The sequence below is a fragment of the Mesoflavibacter sp. genome (assembly GCF_964226795.1).
GTDB lineage: Bacteria > Bacteroidota > Bacteroidia > Flavobacteriales > Flavobacteriaceae > Mesoflavibacter > Mesoflavibacter zeaxanthinifaciens.
Genome location: NZ_CAXQQP010000009.1, coordinates 64,404 through 84,677, shown reverse-complemented (window position 1 = coordinate 84,677; position 20,274 = coordinate 64,404). Strand labels below are relative to the sequence as shown.

Here is a 20,274-nt window from a genome sequence, read left to right as displayed (position 1 = left end):
GAATATCCCTCAAATATTAGGATTATTCAAATTATTAATGTTTTATTTTATTTTTTTAACCTAAATAGGTCTTTAAAATCTTACTTTTTGATGTTTGACGTAATCGTCTTATACCTTTTTCTCTAATTTGCCTAACGCGTTCTCTTGTAAGATCAAAGGTTCTTCCAATCTCATCTAATGTCATTGCTGGTTGATTACCTAAACCAAAATTTAATCTAATTACATCACTTTCTCTTGGTGTTAAAGTTTCTAATGCACGTTCAATTTCAATATTTAAAGATTCATGCATTAGTTGATTATCAGGGTTTGGAGATTCTCCAGATTTTACTAAATCATAAAGGCTATAATCTTCGCCTTCTTTTAGCGGTGCATCCATAGATACGTGTCTGCTAGAGATACGCATAGATTGTTTTACATCACTTATGGTTAAGTCTAACTCTTTAGCAATTTCTGCTGCACTTGGCGGTCTTTGATTAGCTTGCTCTAAATGAGATGTTACTTTTCTTATTTTATTAATACTTCCAATTTTGTTAAGTGGTAATCTAACAATTCTTGATTGTTCTGCTAAAGCAGAAAGAATAGCTTGTCTAATCCACCAAACAGCATAAGAAATAAATTTAAAACCTCTAGTTTCGTCAAAACGTTTAGCTGCTTTTACTAAACCTGCATTTCCTTCGTTAATTAGATCTGGAAGTTTTAAGCCTTGATTTTGATATTGTTTGGCAACAGAAACAACAAAACGTAAGTTAGCAGTGGTTAATTTATCTAAAGATTTTTGACATCCTTCTCTAATTTTCTTGGCTAATTCTACTTCTTCTTCAGCAGTAACCATAGGAAGTTTACTTATGTCTTGTAGGTATTTGTCAAGTGATTTAGATTCGCGATTGGTAACTTGTTTCGTGATTTTTAATTGTCGCATTCAATGTAGTTTAATGTTTAACATTTTCAATCTAACAGAATATTCGACAATTCCTAATATTTAACAGTTTTTTAGGTGTTTTGTTGCGAAGTTTTTAAAAGAATTAATCAGATTTCTTCTTTTTTCCAAAAAGTCCTCCTAACACGTCTTTTACATTATTTTTAGTTTTTGTAGAGTCAGTTTTTGTCGAGTCTTTTGGTTTGTTTCCGCCTAGAAGTCCGCCAATAACATCCTTTACAGGATTGTTAGTAGTGGTTGATGTACTGTCACTACTTTGATTGTTGTTGTTTAAAATGTTACCAATAGCATCATTAAGCTTGCCTTTACCTTGGTTTATTAATTTTTGTTTTTGAATTTCGACTAACTGCTGTGTTAATGTTTTTACACCGCTAGTTAAGTCTGTAGACACTTGCGGTTTTGTTGTGTTACCAGAAACAGATGCGGTTACAGGTATTGTAATATTGTTTACTGCAGGATCGTTAATTTTATTTATTAGTGCGTTTACATCGCTTCCTAAATACTTTGCAGGTACATCAATAACTACTTGATAGTTCATTGTGTTGCTAAAAGAATGCGATCCGCCAATTGTCATTTTTATGTCCTTATATTTTATATCAAACGGTTGTACATTGACTTGACCATTATTAAAAGATAATTTTGCGGTAAGGTCTTTTAAATTAAGCTTACTAAAGTCTAAAAAGCTTAATTTGTTTTCTAAAGCTGTAAATAGCTGTTCGTTTTTAGGCTTAAATTCTCCAGTTAATAATTCCGCGAAAGCGTCACCCGAAATTGTATTTAAAATAGGTGTAAAATCTTGACCTAATGTACCAGAAATATCAATAGAGCTGTTAAGTTTTCCTTCTAAAGCTTTAGCAATTGGCGCTAACGCTTGTAACATGTCCAAGCCATTAAATGATTCTGAAATATTAAAGTTAGAAGCACCAAGTTGCATCTTAAATGTAGACTGCTCTTTTGTGGTGTCCACTAAACCGTTTAAGCTTAAATTACCATCAAAAATACTTGAAGTCATATTGTTTAACTGCGCTTTACCATCAGCTATATTTAAGCTTCCTTTTACGTTTTTTAGAGTAAGATTGTCATAAACTACAGTAGTTGCATTTGCTGTTACATTACAATCTAAAAATTCTGGGATTTTTAATGCAGTATCAGGTTCTGTGCTTTGGTTTACTGGTGCTTCACTACCGCCTTCTATCATAAAGTCACTAACCACAAATTTATTTGAGTTGACATTAAAATTTCCTTTTAGCTTTTTATTGCTTAATAAAAAACCAAGTAAATTATTTATTGTACCAGTTGCGTTTAAATCAGACTGTCCTGTTGTTGCATTAAACTTATCAAGTTTTATAGTGCCTGGATTAAAGTTAACTTCTGCATTACTTATATTAATTGGGTTTACTATATCTGCTGAAGAAAACTCAAATCCACTAACGCTAACCATACCGTTGTTTTTAATGCGTTCGTAAGCATTAGTTTCTATAGCATTCATATCAAAACTGGTATTTAATTTAGCCTTTAAAATACCTTTTAATTCATTCTCAAGTTCAATTGGGTACGCTTTTGTAATATTAGCTAAATTTAAAACACCATCAATATTAGCGTTTACTAACATGTTAGTCGTTAGATTTTTTATAGTAGCCGAACTCTTAAAAACATCTTGGTCTATTTTAAAATTAAGCGCATTTAAGTTAATGTAAGTATCGTCTAATAAACCAGTTTCGTTTTTTATTTGTGCGTTAATATTGATGTTTTCTACTCGTTTTGGTAGATCTGCAAATTTAAAAGATGCATTATCAGATAGAATATTAATATCTAAAGTAGGTATGGTTTCTTCAGTTACTTTTCCTTTAATAACTCCGTTTACTTTAAAGTTTCCTGTCGTATTTACGTTGTCTAAGTTTTTAGCATAGGTCTTTGGGATAACTGCTAAAAACTCTTTAAATGAAGAACCAGGATTTTCAAAAGAAATATCAATCTCTTGTCCGTCTTCAAGTTGTTTTACGTAACCTTTAAATTGTAAAGGTAAATCATTTACAAAACCTTCGTTGTCTTTAAATGTGTATGTTTGATTAGGTATGTCTAAATCTATTAAAGCATCAAGTTTAATTAGGTTGTTACTTAAATATTCTGTGCTATCAATGCTGAAAGTTACGTTAGCTTCTGTTTTTGTATCTAATTGGGAAGTGTCTCCAGAAAAAATTCCGTTACCTGTATGATTAATGTTGGTAACTTTTATTAGTGTATTAGCGCTTTCATCTATATAATTAAAAGCACTATTATTTATGCTGTAATTTTCAATATCAAAAGCAAAACCATCATTATTTGAAGTGTCAGGTGATGTATTGTTAGTATTTTCTTTTGCAATGTCCCAATTTACTTGTCCATCTTTGTTTGTTTTTAAATTAATTAAGGCGTCATCAACATTTATGCTGTTTACAATAATTGGATCTTCACTAGCGGTTTTAAAAAGTTCTTTAACAGACATGTCTAAGGATAGCTGTTTTACTCTAGCTAAAGTATCATTTTTAAAAGGCTCAAAATTGGTAATTACCAAATTGTCTAAGGTAACATTAGCTTGTGGGAAGCTTCTAATAAAACTTAAGTCTACATCATTAAATTCAACTTTTGCATTTACATTGTTGTTAATGAAATTTTTAACCATATCCTTTATTTGACTTTGAAAAATAAACGGACTAGCTATTAAAAGTAGAAGTAGAATTAAAAATGAAATTCCGATAATTTTAAGCTTTTTCTTCATGAGAACTTTTTAAGTTGAATTTTCATACGAATTTACGTATTAAAATAGGTAAAAAGATCTTGATAAGCTTAGATTTAATATAAGTTTAGCATTTTTAAAGTAGATTTATCTCTTCGTTAACTTTAAGCTTAAAACGCTTTCTAAAAAGATATACACCTAAGTACAAAAATGGTGTGTCGATGATGGCTATAAAAACCTTAAATAAAAAACCGCTAATCAATAATCCAGCAAATTTATCCCAACCAATTTCACCAAAAGAACACAGTAAAAATAAAACTGAAAAGGTGTCTACAAACTGAGATAAAAAAGTAGAGCAATTATTACGCAGCCAAAGCATTTTTCCATTGGTTAATCGTTTCCAAAAGTGATAAATCTGAATATCTACAAGTTGCGCTAATAAATAGGCCATCATACTGGCAAATACAGCAATAATAGTGTTGCCAAATACTGTGGTAAAAAGAGAATTGTTAACAGGCGACCAACTTGTAGCAGGAACAAGATTGGCGGTGTAAACTATTAATAAAGAAAAAATTGAAGCAAAAATACCAGCAATTACAATTTGGTTTGCACGTTTTTTTCCATAAATCTCACTTATTAAATCGGTGATTAAAAAGGTGATCGGGTAAGGAAGAATACCAACAGAAATCTCAAATAACTTAGCGCCAAAAATTTCAATATCAAAAGGATGCCAATAAAAAAACTTCTGAAAAATTAGGTTAGAAACCACCAAAGAGGTTATAAATAAGGCACCTAAAAACAGGTAGATTTTTTGAGCAGCTAGTTTGTCTTTTAAGGTCATAAAAACTTATTAACAGTTTGTGTAAAGATAAGGACTAAGTGAATTTCTTTTAGTTATTTTGTCAAAGATTTATGAAGGATTCTAAAACCATATATATAGCATTAGGCAGCAATAAAGGCGATAAGTTTAAAAATTTACAACTTGCGGTAGATGCTATTTTTGAAAAAATTGGCACAATAATTAGTATTTCAAAAGTCTATCAAAGTCAAGCAATGGGCTTTGAAGGCGACGATTTTTTAAATACATGTATAGCTGTAAACACCAAGTTAACACCTAAAAAAGTACTTAAAACGCTTCAAGAAATTGAAGTGAAATTAGGTCGAACACCTAAAAAAAGTGAAAGTTACGAGTCTAGAGAAATCGATCTAGATATAATCTTTTTTGAAGATGAAATTTTAGATGAAAGTAACTTGGTAATTCCTCACCCAGAAGCTCATAAACGTAAATTTGTTTTAGAACCCTTAAAACTAATTGCAGCTAAAACAGAACATCCAGTTTTAGAAAAAACAGTTGAGCAACTTTATGAAGCTTGCGAAGATCAAACGGCTTTAGAACCTTATAATATCTGGCTAAAAAACCCAATTAAGCAGTATAAATTATCTAAAAATAACTATATAGCTATTGAAGGTAATATTGGCGCAGGTAAAACAAGTTTGTCAACACAAATTGCATCAGATTTTAATGCAAAATTAATTTTAGAACGTTTTGCAGACAATCCGTTTTTGCCTAAGTTTTATAAAGAGCCAAATCGCTACGCGTTTACTTTAGAGATGTCCTTTTTAGCAGATCGCTACCAGCAAATTAGTGATGATTTAAGTCAACTAGATTTGTTTAAAGATTTTATTGTTAGCGATTACGACGTGTTTAAATCTTTAATTTTCTCAAAAATTACGCTACAACCAGACGAGTTTAAATTATACCGAAAGTTATTTTATTTGATGTATAAAGATATTGCAAAGCCTGATTTGTATGTGTATTTATATCAAAATACTGAGCGTTTACAAGCTAACATTAAGAAAAGAGGTAGAAAATACGAAAGCGAAATAGCAGACGATTATTTAGAAAAAATTAATGCAGGTTATTTAGATTTCTTAAAAAGTCAGTCAGATTTTAATGTGAAAATTATTGATATTTCTGATAAAGATTTTGTAAAAAATAGAGCAGACTATTTATGGCTTTTAAACGAAATAAATAATGGAGTACAAGATAGTCAAGACCGATAAAATTTTAATTGTTGGTTTAAGTGCAACTGCTAATTTTTTAAATACTAATCAAATAACTGGTCAGTTAGCAAGACAATTTATGCCAAGAGTTGAAGAAGTAACACATAGAAAAGACAACTTTAAATTGTCACTTCATAAATACTCAAGTTTTAATATTTCAGAATTTAATCCTAATCAAACGTTTCAAAAATGGATAGGTGTAGAGGTAGATAACTTGCAATTTGTACCAGAACATATGGAAACTTTAACTATAGATCCTGGCAGATATTTAGTAGTAAATTTTGAAGGAACTATAGCAGCATTTGTAAGCTTTTGGCAAGACCTTCATTTTAATTGGCTACCAAATTCAGAATTTGAAATAGATAATAGACCTCATTTTGAAAGACTTGGTCCAGACTATAATCCAAATCAAGCTGTAAATAAGGAAGAAATTTGGATTCCTATTAAGTAGAAGTTAGGTTGTCGAAAACCTTTAATTTTCAACATTCAAACCTTTCAACTTACTAAATACATCCCAAACTACAACGCCACAACTTACGCTAATATTTAAAGAGTGTTTGGTGCCAAATTGCGGTATTTCAATAACATTATCGCTAGCATTAACTACTTTTTGAGAGACACCTTTTACTTCGTTTCCAAAAACTAATGCGTATTTAATGTTTACTTCTGGTGTAAACTGGTCTAACATAACCGCATTTTCGGCTTGCTCAATACTTAAAACTTTGCAATTTTCGGCTTTAAGTTTTTCAACTAACTCAACAGTGTTTTCTACATATTCCCAATCAACAGTTTCTGTACTTCCCAATGCAGTTTTATGTATGTCTTTATGTGGTGGCGTAGCTGTAATTCCGCAGAGATAAATTTTTTCAACTAAAAACGCATCACTTGTTCTAAATACACTACCAATATTATTTAAACTTCTAATGTTGTCTAACACAATAATAATAGGTGTTTTTTTAGAGTGTTTAAAATCTTCAACACTTAGTCGGTCTAGTTCGCTGTTTTTTAGTTTTCTCATAATGCAAATATTCAAAAAAAAACTCCCTTTTTTCAAAGGAAGTTTTAATAAAAAGTATTTAGATAAGGTTTAGTGTATCTCTTCTTTAGTTTCTGTTTCTTTTGCTTCTTCAACTTTTGGCTTGACAGTTCCTTTAATTCTTAATCTAACAGTAGCCGAGTTAACAGCATTTGTAGTTAATGTAACTGTTTTAGAAAAACCGCCAGTTCTGTTAGTTGCGTAACGTACTTTAATAACATCAGATGCTCCTGGTGCAATTGGTGTTCTTGGCCAAGTTGGTACTGTACAACCACAAGATCCTTTAGCGTTTGTGATTACTAATGGAGCGTCACCTGTATTTGTAAATTTAAATTCTCTATTTCCATCTGCACCATTTTCAATAGTTCCGTAATCTATTGTTTTAGATTCAAATTCAATTTTTGCGCCTTTAGTATTGGTTGCTGCTTTAACAGTTTCTGTTTTTTCTGCTGTTTGAGCAACACTTAATGTTAATATTCCGATTAAAGCGAAGCTTAACAATATTAATTTTTTCATGGTAAATATTTATAGGATTATTGGACAAATTTAGAAAAATAGATATACTTCTTTGGTTAATTAAATAATAATTTAAACATCGTTTTATAGCATCTGGAAAATTGATTAAATTCGCAATCAAACCAAAATCAAAATATATTCCCTTTGGCAGCAAAATCTAAAACCAAAAAAGTAACACCATTAATGAAGCAGTACAACGCTATAAAAGCGAAATACCCTGATGCTTTGTTACTGTTTAGAGTTGGAGATTTTTATGAAACTTTTGGAGAAGATGCTGTAAAAACTGCCGAAATTTTAGGCATCATTTTAACCAAAAGAGGCGCAGGAAGTGATAGCGAAACAGAATTAGCAGGTTTTCCGCATCACTCATTAAACACCTATTTACCAAAGCTGGTAAAGGCTGGAGAACGTGTTGCGATTTGTGATCAGTTAGAAGATCCAAAGCAAACAAAAACCATTGTTAAACGTGGTGTAACCGAGTTGGTAACTCCTGGTGTAGCTTTAAATGATGAGGTGCTTCAATCTAAAACAAACAACTTTTTATGTTCGGTTTATTTTGGAAAATTATCCATAGGGATTTCATTTTTAGACATCTCTACGGGCGAATTTTTAATCGCGCAAGGTAATGCAGAATACATAGATAAGCTACTTCAAAATTTTAGTCCAAGTGAAGTCTTGGTTTCTAAACCAAAACGCAACAAATTTACAGAAGTATTTGGAGGTGATTTTCATACCTTTAATCTTGAAGATTGGGTATATCAAACCGATTTTGCTAATGAAACTTTGCTAAAACATTTTGATACAAAATCATTAAAAGGTTTTGGTGTAGAAGATTTAAATGAAGGTATTATTGCAGCAGGTTCTATCTTACATTATTTAGCCGAAACGCAACATCATAAGCTAGAGCATATTACTTCAATAGCAAGAATTGCCGAAGACGATTATGTCTGGATGGATAAGTTTACGATTAGAAACTTAGAGCTGTATAACTCTACAAACAATAATGCAGTTACACTTTTAAATGTTATCGATAAAACCATATCTGCTATGGGCGGACGTATGCTTAAACGTTGGTTAGCATTACCGTTAAAACATGCAGATAAAATTAAGCAACGTCATGAGGTGGTTTCTTATTTAAAGGACAATGAAACGGTTTTACATAAAATTCAAAATTATATAAAAAACATAGGCGATTTAGAGCGTTTAATTTCTAAAATTGCTACACAAAAGGTAAGTCCGCGTGAGGTTATTCAACTAAAAAACTCATTAGAAGCAATAGTGCCAATAAAAGCATTGGCGACCAATTGTGATAACGAATCGTTAAAGATTATAGGTGATAATTTACAAAGCTGTAATGTGCTTCGCGAAAAAATTAAAGAAACTTTAAACGAAGATGCGCCGGTTAATGTTTTAAAAGGAAATACTATTGCAAACGGATTTTCTTCTGAATTAGATGAACTTAGAGCACTATCTACATCCGGGAAAGATTATTTAGATAAAATGTTAGAGCGAGAGAGTGAACGTACAGGTATTACTTCTCTAAAAATAGCATCTAACAACGTATTTGGTTACTATATTGAAGTAAGAAATACACATAAAGATAAAGTGCCAGAAGAATGGATACGTAAGCAAACTTTAGTAAGCGCAGAACGTTATATTACAGAAGAATTAAAAGAATACGAAGCTAAAATTTTAGGAGCAGAAGAGCGTATTCTTGCAATAGAGCAAAAGTTATTTGCAGATTTGGTACAATGGATGAACCAATACATAAAACCAATACAGCAAAATGCCTATTTAATTGGACAGTTAGACTGTTTGTGTGGTTTTGCACAATTGGCTACACAAAATAATTATGTGTATCCACAATTAGATGATTCTTTTGACTTAGAGATTGAAGATGGTCGTCATCCAGTAATAGAAAAACAACTACCAATTGATGAACCATATATTGCAAATTCAGTATTTTTAGACAGAGAAACACAACAAATTATTATGATTACTGGACCAAATATGTCTGGTAAATCGGCAATATTACGTCAAACTGCCTTAATTGTTTTACTAGCGCAAATAGGAAGTTTTGTGCCAGCAAAAGAAGCTAGAATTGGTGTTGTAGACAAGATTTTTACACGTGTTGGAGCCAGTGATAACATTTCTATGGGAGAATCTACGTTTATGGTAGAAATGAATGAAACAGCGTCTATTCTTAACAATATTTCAAATAGAAGTTTAGTCTTGTTAGACGAAATTGGTCGCGGTACAAGTACTTACGATGGTATTTCGATAGCTTGGGCAATTAGCGAATATTTACATGAACATCCAGCAAAACCTAAAACCCTTTTTGCAACGCATTATCACGAGTTAAATGAAATGTCAGAAACATTTAGCCGTATTAAAAACTTTAATGTTTCGGTTAAAGAGCTTAAAGATAATGTATTATTCTTACGTAAATTAGTAGAAGGAGGTAGCGAACATAGTTTTGGGATACATGTTGCAAAGATGGCAGGAATGCCACAACAAGTATTACACAGAGCTAATAAAATATTAAAGAAATTAGAGAAAAGCCATTCTAGCGAAGAGCTAACAGACAAGGTTAAATCTATGCAAGATGAAATGCAATTAAGCTTTTTTAACCTAGACGATCCACTACTAGAAAATATTAAAGAAGAAATTTTAGAAACGGATATTGATACCTTAACACCAGTGGAAGCATTAATGAAGCTAAATGAGATTAAGCGTATGTTGCTGAAAAAGAAGTAAGTAAAAATTATTTTTATTTTTTTTAAAAAAAGGCTTTGTAAATCGTAAATATATTTTAAATTTGCATCCGCAATAGCAATATTGCTCGTTCATTAAAAAAGACTGCGAAAGTAGCTCAGGGGTAGAGCATCACCTTGCCAAGGTGAGGGTCGCGGGTTCAAATCCCGTCTTTCGCTCTGATACTTTCTTAAAAATATACCAAGATGCTGAAGTGGTGGAATTGGTAGACACGTTGGACTTAAAATCCAATGACCGTTTTGGTCGTGCGGGTTCAAGTCCCGCCTTCAGTACAAAAGCCTTATCATTTGATAAGGCTTTTTTTATTTGAAATATATAAGTTATAGACATAAAAAAAGCTCACTTAAATTTAAGTGAGCTTTTCAATTTAAAGAGTAATTCTCTTAATTATCGTCATCGGTAGCTTCTTTTACTGCATCCTTAACAGATTCTCCTGCTTCTTTAGTCTCTTCAACAGCTTCATCAATTGCTTTTCCTGTAGCTTCAAAACCATCTTTTGCAGCCTCTTCAGTTTCTTCTGCAGCATTCTCTACAGCGTCACCTGTTGCTTCTGCAGCATTTTCAATGGTATCTTCAACTTCTTCTGCTTTTTTTTCGTCTCTACAAGATGTAAAGGCTATTGCAGATACTAAAACAGCACTTAATAATAGTTTTTTCATTTTTAATTGTTTTTGATTAGTAATTCTTTAAAGTTATGAATGAATTTTAAAAGAAATGAATATTTCTCTTACTTTTTTTATTTATAACCTTTTACATATACTATTTACGTAGAAAACCTATTATTTGGATGATAGTACCTTCTTTTTCTTTTACAAAGTTGAAACTTTTTTTACTGGTTTCTTTTCTAAATATCTTATTTTCAATAAGTAAGTCTAATTTATTTTTAAGTGAAGAATAATCATTTACAGAAAAGACATTTCCATTATCAATCATTGCTTGCGCTTCAGGAAATTTTTTGTAGTTAGCACCAATTATAATTGGTACTCCAAAAACAGCTGGTTCTAAAATATTATGCAAACCTGTTTTTCCCATTGCGCCACCAACATAAGCTATATCTGCATAGCTGTATATTTTACTTAAAATGCCGATAGTGTCAATAATGAAGACGCTTGAATTACTAAGATCTGTATTTTCTTTATTTGAAAATAAAACAGTCTCTTTTTTTATGGATTGTTTTAAGCTATCAATCTGCTTAGCTTTTATATTATGAGGTGCAATAATAAATTTCACATCATGTTTACATTGATTAATATACGGTACTAATATAGCTTCGTCTTCTGGCCAAGAGCTACCAATAACAATACATAATTTGTTTTGTTTAAACTTCTCAATAAAATCTAATGTGTTATCAATTTGTAACTGATTTAAAACGCGATCATATCTAGTGTCGCCAGAAACAGTAGCACTTTTATAACCTATACTTTCAAGGAGTTTTTTAGAGTCTTCGTTTTGCGTAAAAATATGTTCAAAAGCAAAAAGTGCTTGTTTAGTTCGAGTACCATACCATTTAAAAAAGGATTGATCTTTTCTAAATACAGCCGAAATTAATATAGCGCGCAAACCATTCTTTTTAATTTCATTTAAATAATTTGGCCAAATTTCGTACTTCACAAAAACGGTTAACTCAGGGTTTACAAGTTTGATGAACTGTTTCGCATTAGATTTTGTGTCTAATGGCAAATACACAACAACATCTGCAAATGGTGCATTTTTTCTAATCTCATAACCAGAAGGAGAGAAAAATGTTAAAACAATTTTGTGTTTAGGATAATCTTTTCTTAGTATGTCAAAAATAGGTAAACCTTGTTCATATTCACCTAAAGACGCACAATGAAACCAAAGCGTTTTATCACCTTTTTTGATTTCATTTTTAAGAATATCAAACGTATTAGCACGACCTTTTACGCCTAATTTTATTTTTTGATTAAAAAGCGCAATTACTTTTAATACTAATGAAGTCAAATAAATAAGGATGTTGTAGATAATGTTCAAATTAAATTGTTTGTGCTAAAATACGTAATTCATTGGTTAGCGTTGGCTAATTTTGTAAATTCGTTACATAAACGATTATAAATTAAAATCGAGTGAAAAAAATACAAATGGTTGACCTTAAAGGTCAATACGCAGATATAAAACAAGAAGTAGATACTTCAATTCAAGAGATTATTGATAATACAGCTTTTATTAATGGTCCTAAAGTACATCAATTTCAAAAAAACTTAGAAAATTATTTAGGTGTAAAGCATGTTATACCATGTGCAAATGGTACAGATGCTTTACAAATAGCAATGATGGGATTAGGTTTAGAGCAAGGTGATGAGGTCATTACAGCCGATTTTACCTTCGCTGCAACCGTAGAAGTTATTGCCCTTTTAAAATTAACACCAGTTTTAGTAGATGTAGATCCAGATAATTTTAATATCGATATAGACGCTATTAAAAAGGCAATTACGCCTAAAACAAAAGCAATTGTGCCAGTACATTTGTTTGGTCAATGTGCAAACATGGAAGCGATAATGCAAATAGCTAAAGAGCATAACCTTTATGTTATAGAAGATAATGCGCAAGCTATAGGAGCTAACTACACATACCAAGATGGTACAAAAGCAAAAGCAGGAACAATAGGTCATGTAGCCTCAACATCATTTTTTCCTTCAAAAAACTTAGGCTGTTATGGTGATGGCGGCGCTATTTTTACAAACGACGACGATTTAGCACATACCATAAGAGGTATTGTAAATCACGGAATGTACGAGCGTTATCACCATGATGTAGTCGGTGTAAATTCGCGTTTAGATTCAATCCAAGCAGCAGTTTTAGATGCCAAATTACCTCATTTAGATAATTATAATCAAGCACGTCGTGACGCAGCAAGAAAGTACAATGCAGCATTAAAAAACGTACCACAAATTACATTGCCTAAAACCGTAAATAATTGCGAAGGTATTTGTGATACTTGCGATTGTCACGTGTTTCATCAATACACATTAAAATTAGAAAATGTAGATAGAGATGCGTTGGTAAAATATCTAAATAGTCATGAAGTCCCTTGCGGCGTTTACTATCCAATACCTTTACACAAACAAAAAGCCTATCAAGATAACAGGTATAACGAAGCAGATTTTACAGTCACTAATCAGTTGGTAAAACAGGTCATTTCTTTACCAATGCATACCGAATTAGAAGACGATCAAATCGAATTTATAACAACAAAAATTAAAGAATTTATAGCAAATAATTAGGGCGTTACCCTAAAGGGTCGGGCTTTCGCAAGTCGCAATCAAAGATGTGCTCCAACAATTGCTCAATCCCTAACGCACATTCCAGTCAATGAAGGTACTAGTAACAGGAGGATTAGGATTTATCGGATCTCATACTGTAGTCGAGCTTCAAAACAAAGGTTTTGAAGTCGTTATAATTGATAATTTATCAAATTCATCAATAAAAGTATTAGACGGTATTGTAAGTATTACAGGTAAAACGCCAATTTTTGATAATCTAGATTTAAAAGAAAAATCTAAAGTCCAAGAATTCTTTTTAAACCATCAAGATATAGTTGGGGTTATACATTTTGCAGCAAGTAAAGCAGTTGGAGAAAGTGTAGAACAACCGTTAATGTATTATGAAAATAATATAAACACTTTAGTTTATGTGTTGCAAGAATTAACAAAATTAGAGCAATCTAATTTCATCTTTAGTTCGTCTTGTACTGTTTATGGGCAAGCAGATGAGTTACCAATTTCAGAAAACGCACCAATAAAACCAGCCGAATCACCTTACGGTAATACCAAACAAATAGGTGAAGAAATTATTAAAGACACTTGTAAAGTCACTCCAAAATTAAATGCAATCGCTTTGCGATATTTTAATCCAATTGGAGCACATCCAACAGCAAAAATAGGTGAGTTACCAATTGGAGTACCACAAAACTTAGTACCTTTTATAACACAAACAGGAGTTGGAATACGCGAACAATTATCTGTTTTTGGTGATGATTATCCAACACCAGATGGGACGTGTATAAGAGATTATATTCATGTAGTAGATGTAGCAAAAGCACACGTTGTCGCTTTACAACGCTTGTTAGAATCTAATAATACAAGTAATTACGAGTATTTTAATTTAGGAACAGGAACAGGAAGTAGCGTGTTAGAAGTTATAAATTCATTTGAGCGTGTTTCTGGAGAGAAATTAAATTACAAGATTGCAAATAGAAGAGAAGGTGATGTTATTTCTGCATATGCAGACACGACAAAAGCCAATCAAGTTTTGGGTTGGAAAGCAGAATCTTCACTTGACGACGCTATGATATCTGCTTGGAAATGGCAAAAACGTCTAAATTCAAATTAGTATATCATAAATTATTCGGTTTTAAATTGTCAAATACGTAAGTATTACGCAAAATCATTAAGGATATTTTATTAATGTGTTGATTAACAATATTTTAATTTTTAAAATTCGTGATTGGTTAATATTCTTGTTTATTTTGTGGCTAATGCAAATGATAAAACAATGAAATTGATTACCGTAAAAAGACAAACAAAACACGAAGACAGGTTTACACCAAAAATGGGTAAATTAACTGCAAAAGTAACCTACATTAAGAAGCACTTATTAGGTATTCCTTTTAAAACATTACACAAATATCGCGAAACATATTACGGCGAAGTTAAAGATTGTATAGATTGCAACTTAGCTAGATAACATAAAAAAAGCCTCGAAAATATTTCGAGGCTTTTTTATATGATATTAATAAGTTTATTTGGCTTCTTTTTTCTTTTTAAAGCTACCTACAATTAAACAGCCCATTCCTACCATTACAGAAACATCTGCAAGGTTAAATATTCCGGTTCTTAAAAAACCACCAAAATCTAAATGTAAGAAGTCGGTAACAGATCCATAAACAATACGGTCGTAGACATTTGCTATACCGCCACCAATTATACAACAAAAACCAACTAATGTAAACATGTTCATGGTTTTGTCTTTAATAATGTGTCTAAGCACAAAAGCTAACACTAATATTGGTAAAATTAATAGAAGTGTAATACGTAAAGCAGGACTAAAGTCGCTACCCATACCTAAAAAAGCACCTTTATTTTCAACATTATGTAGTGTAAAAACATCTCCTATAATTTCACTAACACTGCCTTTTCCGACTTCAGCTCTAACAATAAATTTAGAGATTTGGTCAATAGCAATGTTAAGAAAAATTAATGCAGTAATAAGTATGTTTCTTGCGCTCATTATTGCTCTGTACTTATTGTTGCAGATTCAGTTTCAGCAGATCTATCAATCTTTTTTACTAAGCCTTGTAAAACTTTTCCGGGACCAACTTCAGTAAAAAGTGTAGCACCATCAGCAATCATTTGTTGTACAGATTGTGTCCAGCGTACAGGCGCTGTTAATTGCGAAATTAAATTAGCCTTAATTTCAGTTTCATCTATAATAGCGCTAGCTGTTACGTTTTGGTATATTGGGCAATTAGGTTTACTAAACGTTGTGTTTTCTATTGCTGCAGCTAATTCTTCTCTAGCTGGTTCCATCATTGGAGAGTGAAATGCGCCACCAACAGGTAACACCAAAGCACGTCTTGCGCCAGCTTCTTTCATAGCTTCACAAGCACGATTAATTGCTTCTACTTCTCCAGAGATCACTAATTGACCTGGACAGTTGTAGTTAGCAGCAACAACAACACCTTCGGTTTTTGCGCAAATATCTTCAACTAATTTGTCTTCTAAACCTAAAACAGCCGCCATAGTACTTGGTTTAATTTCGCAAGCTTTTTGCATAGCCATAGCACGTTGAGATACTAATTTTAAACCATCTTCAAAGCTTAATGCTCCGTTTGCTACTAATGCAGAAAATTCACCTAAAGAGTGACCAGCGACCATATCTGGTTTGAAGTTATCACCTAAAGTTTTTGCTAAAATTACCGAATGTAAAAAGATAGCTGGTTGAGTTACTTTAGTTTCTTTTAATTGGTCTGCAGTACCTTCAAACATAATATCTGTGATGTTAAACCCTAAAATTGAGTTGGCATCTTCAAATAAATGTTGAGCTTCTGGAGAGTTTTCGTATAAATCAAGTCCCATACCAGTAAACTGAGCACCTTGACCAGGAAAAATATATGCTTTCATTAAATTTAGTTTCTTAATTATTGAGCAAAAATAGGAATAAAATATTAAAGAAAACTATTGATTTTAAAGCTTCTCGATACAATTTGTTCATACTTCATAAATCACTAGAAGTGATGAAAATTAATAACTACATGACGTAAGTTCGAGTGGCGCGACGATAAAAGTGTTGTATCGAGAATTATGTTAAATTGATTTAAAATATTAGAAAAAATCAAGGTACTTGTCTCTATATTCTTAGATCTATAAATTACAAATTCCCAGTAGCAGCTTCTGCACAGCGTTCGCCATCCATTGCTGCGCTAATAATTCCGCCAGCATAACCAGCACCTTCACCGCAAGGATATAAATTGGTGATTTCTGGATGATGTAATTGGTCTGTTCTTGGAATACTAACTGGTGATGAGGTACGCGATTCTACACCTATAATATTGGCTTCTTCGGTGTAATAGCCTTTCATTTTATCACCAAAAGCTTTAAACCCTTTACGTAAAGTACTTCCTATAATTTTAGGAAATAAACTGTGTAAAGGCGCACTTTTTATACCTGGTTGATAAGACGTTTCGTTTAAAGTTGAAGATAACCTACCTTCTACAAAATCGGTCATACGTTGTGCTGGAGCAGTTTGATCACGATTACCAGAAGTAAAGGCTAATTTTTCAAAATCTTTTTGAAATTCTAGTGCTTTTAAAGCGCCAAATTGTTCGTATTTATGTAAATCTTTGTCAGCATTTATTTCAACAACAATACCAGAATTAGCAAATTTATTGTTACGTCTAGAAGGTGACATACCATTAACTACAACTTCGCCATTTGCTGTTGCTGCTGGTACAATAAATCCGCCAGGACACATACAAAAACTGTAAACGCCACGTCCGTTTACTTGCTGCACTAAACTGTATGAAGCAGCTGGTAATAACGGATGTCTTTCGCCAGTACAATGATATTGAATGTTGTCAATAATCTGCTGCGGATGCTCTGCACGTACGCCCATTGCAAAACTTTTAGCTTCAATAGCAATATTTTTTTTGTCTAATAAATAGAAAATATCTCTTGCAGAATGACCTGTTGCTAGAATTACTTTTTCGGTAGTTAATTCTTCACCATTATTAAGCTGAAGCGCAACTATTTTTTCATTTTTTATAATGAAATCGGTAACACGCGTATTAAAATGAATTTCGCCACCAAAATCTAAAATAGTTTGTCTAATATTTTGAACGACTTTAGGTAGTTTGTTAGTCCCAATATGCGGATGCGCATCGACCAGAATCTGATCTGTTGCACCATGAAATACAAGATTTTCAAAAATACGACGTACATCACCACGTTTTAAACTTCGTGTGTATAATTTTCCGTCAGAATATGTTCCTGCGCCACCTTCGCCAAAACAGTAATTAGAATCTTCATTTACAAAATGATCTTGATTAATGGCTTTAAGATCGCGACGTCTATCTTGTACATTGGCGCCACGTTCTAAAACTATGGGTTTGTAACCAAGTTCTATACAGCGCAATGCTGCGTACATACCAGCAGGACCAAAACCAATAATATGAATTGGTTTAGCGTTAGACACATCTTTGTATTCAAAATGATAATCGGAAGTTTCCTGAACAGGTTCTTTTATAAAGACTGAAACTTTATAGTTGAAGATAATTTTAGGCTTACGTGCATCGATGGATTTACGCAGTATTTTAATGCCAGAAATGTCTTCACGCGGTATAGACAACCATTCCGCAGATTTAATTAATAATATATCTGGGATTTCTTCTTCTTTAAGAGAAACACGAAGTTGAATGTCTTTTACCATAATGCGAAATTAGGTAAATTTTGAATGAAACTTAGTAATAAATTAAATTCTCTCAAATGTTAAAAATGAAAACTCATATTGATGATTATCATCTTTTTTATGAAAAACATTTGAGGTTTCTTTAAATATTGAAGTATCTATTTTCGGGAAAAAAGTATCTGCTTCCGGAAATGTTGCATGTACTCGCGTAATTTCTATTTTACTAGCGTATGGCATAGCCTGTTTGTAAATTTCTCCGCCACCAATAATAAAAGGTTGCGAGTCTTTTTTAGCTATGTTTATTGCGTCTTCTATGCTATTAACAATTATAACACCATCTGGCGCTTTATAATTTGATTGTCTTGTAATTACAATGTGTGTGCGATTTGGTAATGGTTTTGGAAAACTTTCAAAAGTCTTTCGACCCATAATTATATGATGTCCAGAAGTTAATGATTTAAAGCGTTTAAGATCGTCGCTTAAATGCCAAATTAGATCGTTATCTTTTCCTATTTCGTTATTTTCGCCAGCAGCAACAATCATAGTTAAGTTGTCAACTATTTTGCTGTTTTTTTGATTAAATACTTGACTTTCTGCAATAGTTAAATCTTCTTTTTCCAGTTGTGCTTTTAGTTTTTCTATGCGTACTTTTTGTTTGTTTACTAGCTTAGCCAATTGTTTTTCTTCCCATTTTTTACCCATAAATTTATGAGTAACAAATACATTAAATAAATGAAAAACAAATAAGAATAACCAAACAATAATAGCAATTACAAACCAATCTTGACCAAAAATTTTTAGATCTTGACCAATACCTAAAACGGTATTTGCTAAGATTAAAAATAAAGCGCCAATTAAAAATATAACAAAATGATAGTATAGGCGTTTTTTTTGTTTAACACGTTGTTGAGCATTTTTTATTAATTCTAATTGCTCTTTATCTATCTGCGGTTTTTCCTTTTTTTTGCCGAACATAAATATTCTGTTATTTATCTGTAAATTCTAAATGTTACAGGAAGAGAGAAAGGAACATCCACTAATGCACCATTAATTTTACCCGGTATTATTTTAGGGACAAACTTCATAACTCTTCTAGCCTCTTTGTCAATATTTTTGTGTGGAGATTTTGTTTTTATTTCAGTAATATTACCTTCTATATTAACAATAAAGCTTATATATATTTTATAAACACCAGGTTCTAATTTTGTCTTTTTAGTAGCTTTTCTAACATCAAAATATTCAAAAAAATGTTCGTTTATTTTTTTAGAAAAACATTGTTTTTTTAAATAATTACTGGTTTCATCTTCACAACCTGGATATACAGGAGTTATTCCTACGTATGATAAGGGTATTTCTTTAGAATCATTTTCCTGAGCAAAAGTCCATTGCGAAATTATAATTAGAATTAACAGTAAAACTTTTTTCATATAATTGTTATTAAACAGCAACTGCACCTTTAATGTGTGGATGCGGATTATAATTTTCTAATGTAAAATCTTCAAATTTAAAATCAAAAATATCTTTAACTTCAGGATTTAACTTCATTGTTGGTAATGGTCTGCAGTCTCTAGATAATTGCAATTCTAATTGCTCTAAATGGTTGTTGTAAATATGTGCATCTCCGAAAGTATGAATGAATTCTCCAGCTTCGTAACCGCAAACTTGCGCCATCATCATTGTGAATAAAGCATAAGATGCGATGTTAAACGGAACACCTAAAAAGATATCTGCACTACGTTGGTATAGTTGACAAGATAATTTACCATTAGCCACATAAAACTGAAAAAACGCATGACATGGTGGTAAAGCCGCTTTACCATTAGCAACATTTTCACTAAAGCTTTTAGAAGTGTCTGGCATTACAGAAGGATTCCAAGCAGATACTAGCATACGTCTACTATCTGGATTGTTTTTTAGTGTATCTATAACTTCTTTTATTTGGTCAATCTCATCACTATTCCAGTTTCTCCATTGGTGACCATACACAGGACCAAGATCTCCGTTTTCGTCAGCCCATTCGTTCCAGATTCTTACACCGTTTTCTTGTAAATAGTTAATGTTGGTGTCGCCTTTTAAAAACCAAAGTAACTCATGTATAATAGATTTTAAGTGTAGTTTTTTTGTGGTTACCATAGGAAAACCTTCACTTAAATCAAATCTCATTTGATAACCAAAAACACTTTTGGTGCCTGTTCCTGTACGGTCTTCTTTTGCGTTTCCGTGTTCTAAAACGTGTTTTACAAGGTCGTGATATTGCTTCATAATACTATCTCTGCGAAAGCAGAAATCTCATTTTTAGTTATAAAA

19 protein-coding genes and 2 tRNA genes are annotated in these 20,274 nt (G+C 31.9%); 8 read left to right on the top strand and 13 right to left on the bottom strand.

Annotated features, from left to right (window positions below; all coding sequences use genetic code 11):
• Positions 1 to 55: 55 nt before the first annotated feature.
• The 3 genes from ACEQT4_RS08860 to ACEQT4_RS08850 all read right to left on the bottom strand — a co-directional run bounded on the left by ACEQT4_RS08860 (position 56) and on the right by ACEQT4_RS08850 (position 4,494).
• Positions 56 to 919, bottom strand: coding sequence for an RNA polymerase sigma factor RpoD/SigA (locus ACEQT4_RS08860; protein WP_027880487.1), 864 nt, complete (start codon positions 917 to 919; stop codon positions 56 to 58).
• 103 nt (positions 920 to 1,022) lie between these two features.
• A complete protein-coding gene (locus tag ACEQT4_RS08855) occupies positions 1,023 to 3,695 on the bottom strand; it encodes an AsmA-like C-terminal region-containing protein (protein ID WP_370227050.1) in 2,673 nt (890 codons plus the stop codon).
• A gap of 94 nt (positions 3,696 to 3,789) precedes the next feature.
• Positions 3,790 to 4,494, bottom strand: coding sequence for a queuosine precursor transporter (locus tag ACEQT4_RS08850; protein ID WP_027880489.1), 705 nt, complete (start codon positions 4,492 to 4,494; stop codon positions 3,790 to 3,792).
• A 71-nt stretch (positions 4,495 to 4,565) separates the two neighbouring features.
• Between ACEQT4_RS08850 and folK the strand changes: the two genes are divergently transcribed.
• Complete coding sequence (gene folK, locus ACEQT4_RS08845; protein ID WP_370227049.1) at positions 4,566 to 5,717, top strand: 2-amino-4-hydroxy-6-hydroxymethyldihydropteridine diphosphokinase; 1,152 nt, start codon at positions 4,566 to 4,568, stop codon at positions 5,715 to 5,717.
• Complete coding sequence (locus ACEQT4_RS08840) at positions 5,689 to 6,168, top strand: GyrI-like domain-containing protein (RefSeq protein WP_370227048.1); 480 nt, start codon at positions 5,689 to 5,691, stop codon at positions 6,166 to 6,168. Before folK ends, ACEQT4_RS08840 begins: the two co-directional genes overlap by 29 nt.
• Before the next feature lie 21 nt (positions 6,169 to 6,189).
• Here the strand turns inward: ACEQT4_RS08840 and ACEQT4_RS08835 are convergent, their stop codons facing one another.
• Together ACEQT4_RS08835 and ACEQT4_RS08830 are read right to left on the bottom strand one after the other, a co-directional pair.
• Entirely contained in the window at positions 6,190 to 6,735 is a 546-nt protein-coding gene (locus ACEQT4_RS08835; protein ID WP_370227046.1) for an RNA methyltransferase, read from the bottom strand.
• Positions 6,736 to 6,804: 69 nt separating this feature from the next.
• Positions 6,805 to 7,269, bottom strand: coding sequence for a DUF1573 domain-containing protein (locus tag ACEQT4_RS08830; protein ID WP_370227045.1), 465 nt, complete (start codon positions 7,267 to 7,269; stop codon positions 6,805 to 6,807).
• A gap of 183 nt (positions 7,270 to 7,452) precedes the next feature.
• Between ACEQT4_RS08830 and mutS the strand changes: the two genes are divergently transcribed.
• The 3 genes from mutS to ACEQT4_RS08815 all read left to right on the top strand — a co-directional run bounded on the left by mutS (position 7,453) and on the right by ACEQT4_RS08815 (position 10,316).
• On the top strand, positions 7,453 to 10,026 hold the full coding sequence (gene mutS, locus ACEQT4_RS08825) for a DNA mismatch repair protein MutS (RefSeq protein ID WP_370227068.1): 2,574 nt from the start codon (positions 7,453 to 7,455) through the stop codon (positions 10,024 to 10,026).
• Positions 10,027 to 10,130: 104 nt separating this feature from the next.
• Positions 10,131 to 10,202: transfer RNA gene (locus tag ACEQT4_RS08820), tRNA-Gly, on the top strand.
• Positions 10,203 to 10,231: 29 nt separating this feature from the next.
• Positions 10,232 to 10,316: transfer RNA gene (locus ACEQT4_RS08815), tRNA-Leu, on the top strand.
• Between the two features lie 111 nt (positions 10,317 to 10,427).
• Here the strand turns inward: ACEQT4_RS08815 and ACEQT4_RS08810 are convergent.
• Positions 10,428 to 10,703: a hypothetical protein gene (locus tag ACEQT4_RS08810; RefSeq protein WP_027880495.1), complete on the bottom strand. Its 276-nt coding sequence runs from the start codon at positions 10,701 to 10,703 to the stop codon at positions 10,428 to 10,430.
• Positions 10,704 to 10,803: 100 nt separating this feature from the next.
• Positions 10,804 to 12,006: a 3-deoxy-D-manno-octulosonic acid transferase gene (locus tag ACEQT4_RS08805; RefSeq protein WP_372521215.1), complete on the bottom strand. Its 1,203-nt coding sequence runs from the start codon at positions 12,004 to 12,006 to the stop codon at positions 10,804 to 10,806.
• 137 nt (positions 12,007 to 12,143) lie between these two features.
• Here ACEQT4_RS08805 and ACEQT4_RS08800 point away from each other — a divergent pair, with 137 nt between their 5' ends.
• The 3 genes from ACEQT4_RS08800 (at position 12,144) to ACEQT4_RS08790 (ending at position 14,748) form a co-directional block, all read left to right on the top strand.
• Entirely contained in the window at positions 12,144 to 13,286 is a 1,143-nt protein-coding gene (locus ACEQT4_RS08800) for a DegT/DnrJ/EryC1/StrS family aminotransferase (protein ID WP_370227067.1), read from the top strand.
• 88 nt (positions 13,287 to 13,374) lie between these two features.
• On the top strand, positions 13,375 to 14,394 hold the full coding sequence (gene galE / locus ACEQT4_RS08795) for a UDP-glucose 4-epimerase GalE (RefSeq protein ID WP_370227043.1): 1,020 nt from the start codon (positions 13,375 to 13,377) through the stop codon (positions 14,392 to 14,394).
• A 162-nt stretch (positions 14,395 to 14,556) separates the two neighbouring features.
• Positions 14,557 to 14,748 carry a hypothetical protein gene (locus ACEQT4_RS08790; RefSeq protein ID WP_027880499.1) on the top strand — a complete coding sequence of 64 codons (192 nt, stop codon included), beginning with the start codon at positions 14,557 to 14,559 and terminating at the stop codon, positions 14,746 to 14,748.
• A 54-nt stretch (positions 14,749 to 14,802) separates the two neighbouring features.
• Here ACEQT4_RS08790 and lspA read toward each other — a convergent pair whose 3' ends face one another.
• The 6 genes from lspA to ACEQT4_RS08760 all read right to left on the bottom strand — a co-directional run bounded on the left by lspA (position 14,803) and on the right by ACEQT4_RS08760 (position 20,229).
• Positions 14,803 to 15,291 carry a signal peptidase II gene (gene lspA, locus ACEQT4_RS08785; RefSeq protein WP_370227042.1) on the bottom strand — a complete coding sequence of 163 codons (489 nt, stop codon included), beginning with the start codon at positions 15,289 to 15,291 and terminating at the stop codon, positions 14,803 to 14,805.
• Positions 15,291 to 16,184 carry an ACP S-malonyltransferase gene (gene fabD, locus ACEQT4_RS08780; RefSeq protein ID WP_027880501.1) on the bottom strand — a complete coding sequence of 298 codons (894 nt, stop codon included), beginning with the start codon at positions 16,182 to 16,184 and terminating at the stop codon, positions 15,291 to 15,293. Before fabD ends, lspA begins: the two co-directional genes overlap by 1 nt.
• Before the next feature lie 247 nt (positions 16,185 to 16,431).
• Positions 16,432 to 17,988 (bottom strand): NAD(P)/FAD-dependent oxidoreductase, encoded by a 1,557-nt coding sequence (locus ACEQT4_RS08775; RefSeq protein WP_370227041.1) that lies wholly within the window; start codon positions 17,986 to 17,988, stop codon positions 16,432 to 16,434.
• A gap of 42 nt (positions 17,989 to 18,030) precedes the next feature.
• Positions 18,031 to 18,942, bottom strand: a complete 912-nt coding sequence (locus ACEQT4_RS08770; protein ID WP_370227040.1) for a dihydrofolate reductase — start codon at positions 18,940 to 18,942, stop codon at positions 18,031 to 18,033.
• 14 nt (positions 18,943 to 18,956) lie between these two features.
• Positions 18,957 to 19,394 carry an energy transducer TonB gene (locus ACEQT4_RS08765; protein ID WP_370227038.1) on the bottom strand — a complete coding sequence of 146 codons (438 nt, stop codon included), beginning with the start codon at positions 19,392 to 19,394 and terminating at the stop codon, positions 18,957 to 18,959.
• A gap of 10 nt (positions 19,395 to 19,404) precedes the next feature.
• Positions 19,405 to 20,229, bottom strand: coding sequence for a thymidylate synthase (locus ACEQT4_RS08760; RefSeq protein WP_027880504.1), 825 nt, complete (start codon positions 20,227 to 20,229; stop codon positions 19,405 to 19,407).
• Between the last annotated feature and the right edge of the window lie 45 nt (positions 20,230 to 20,274).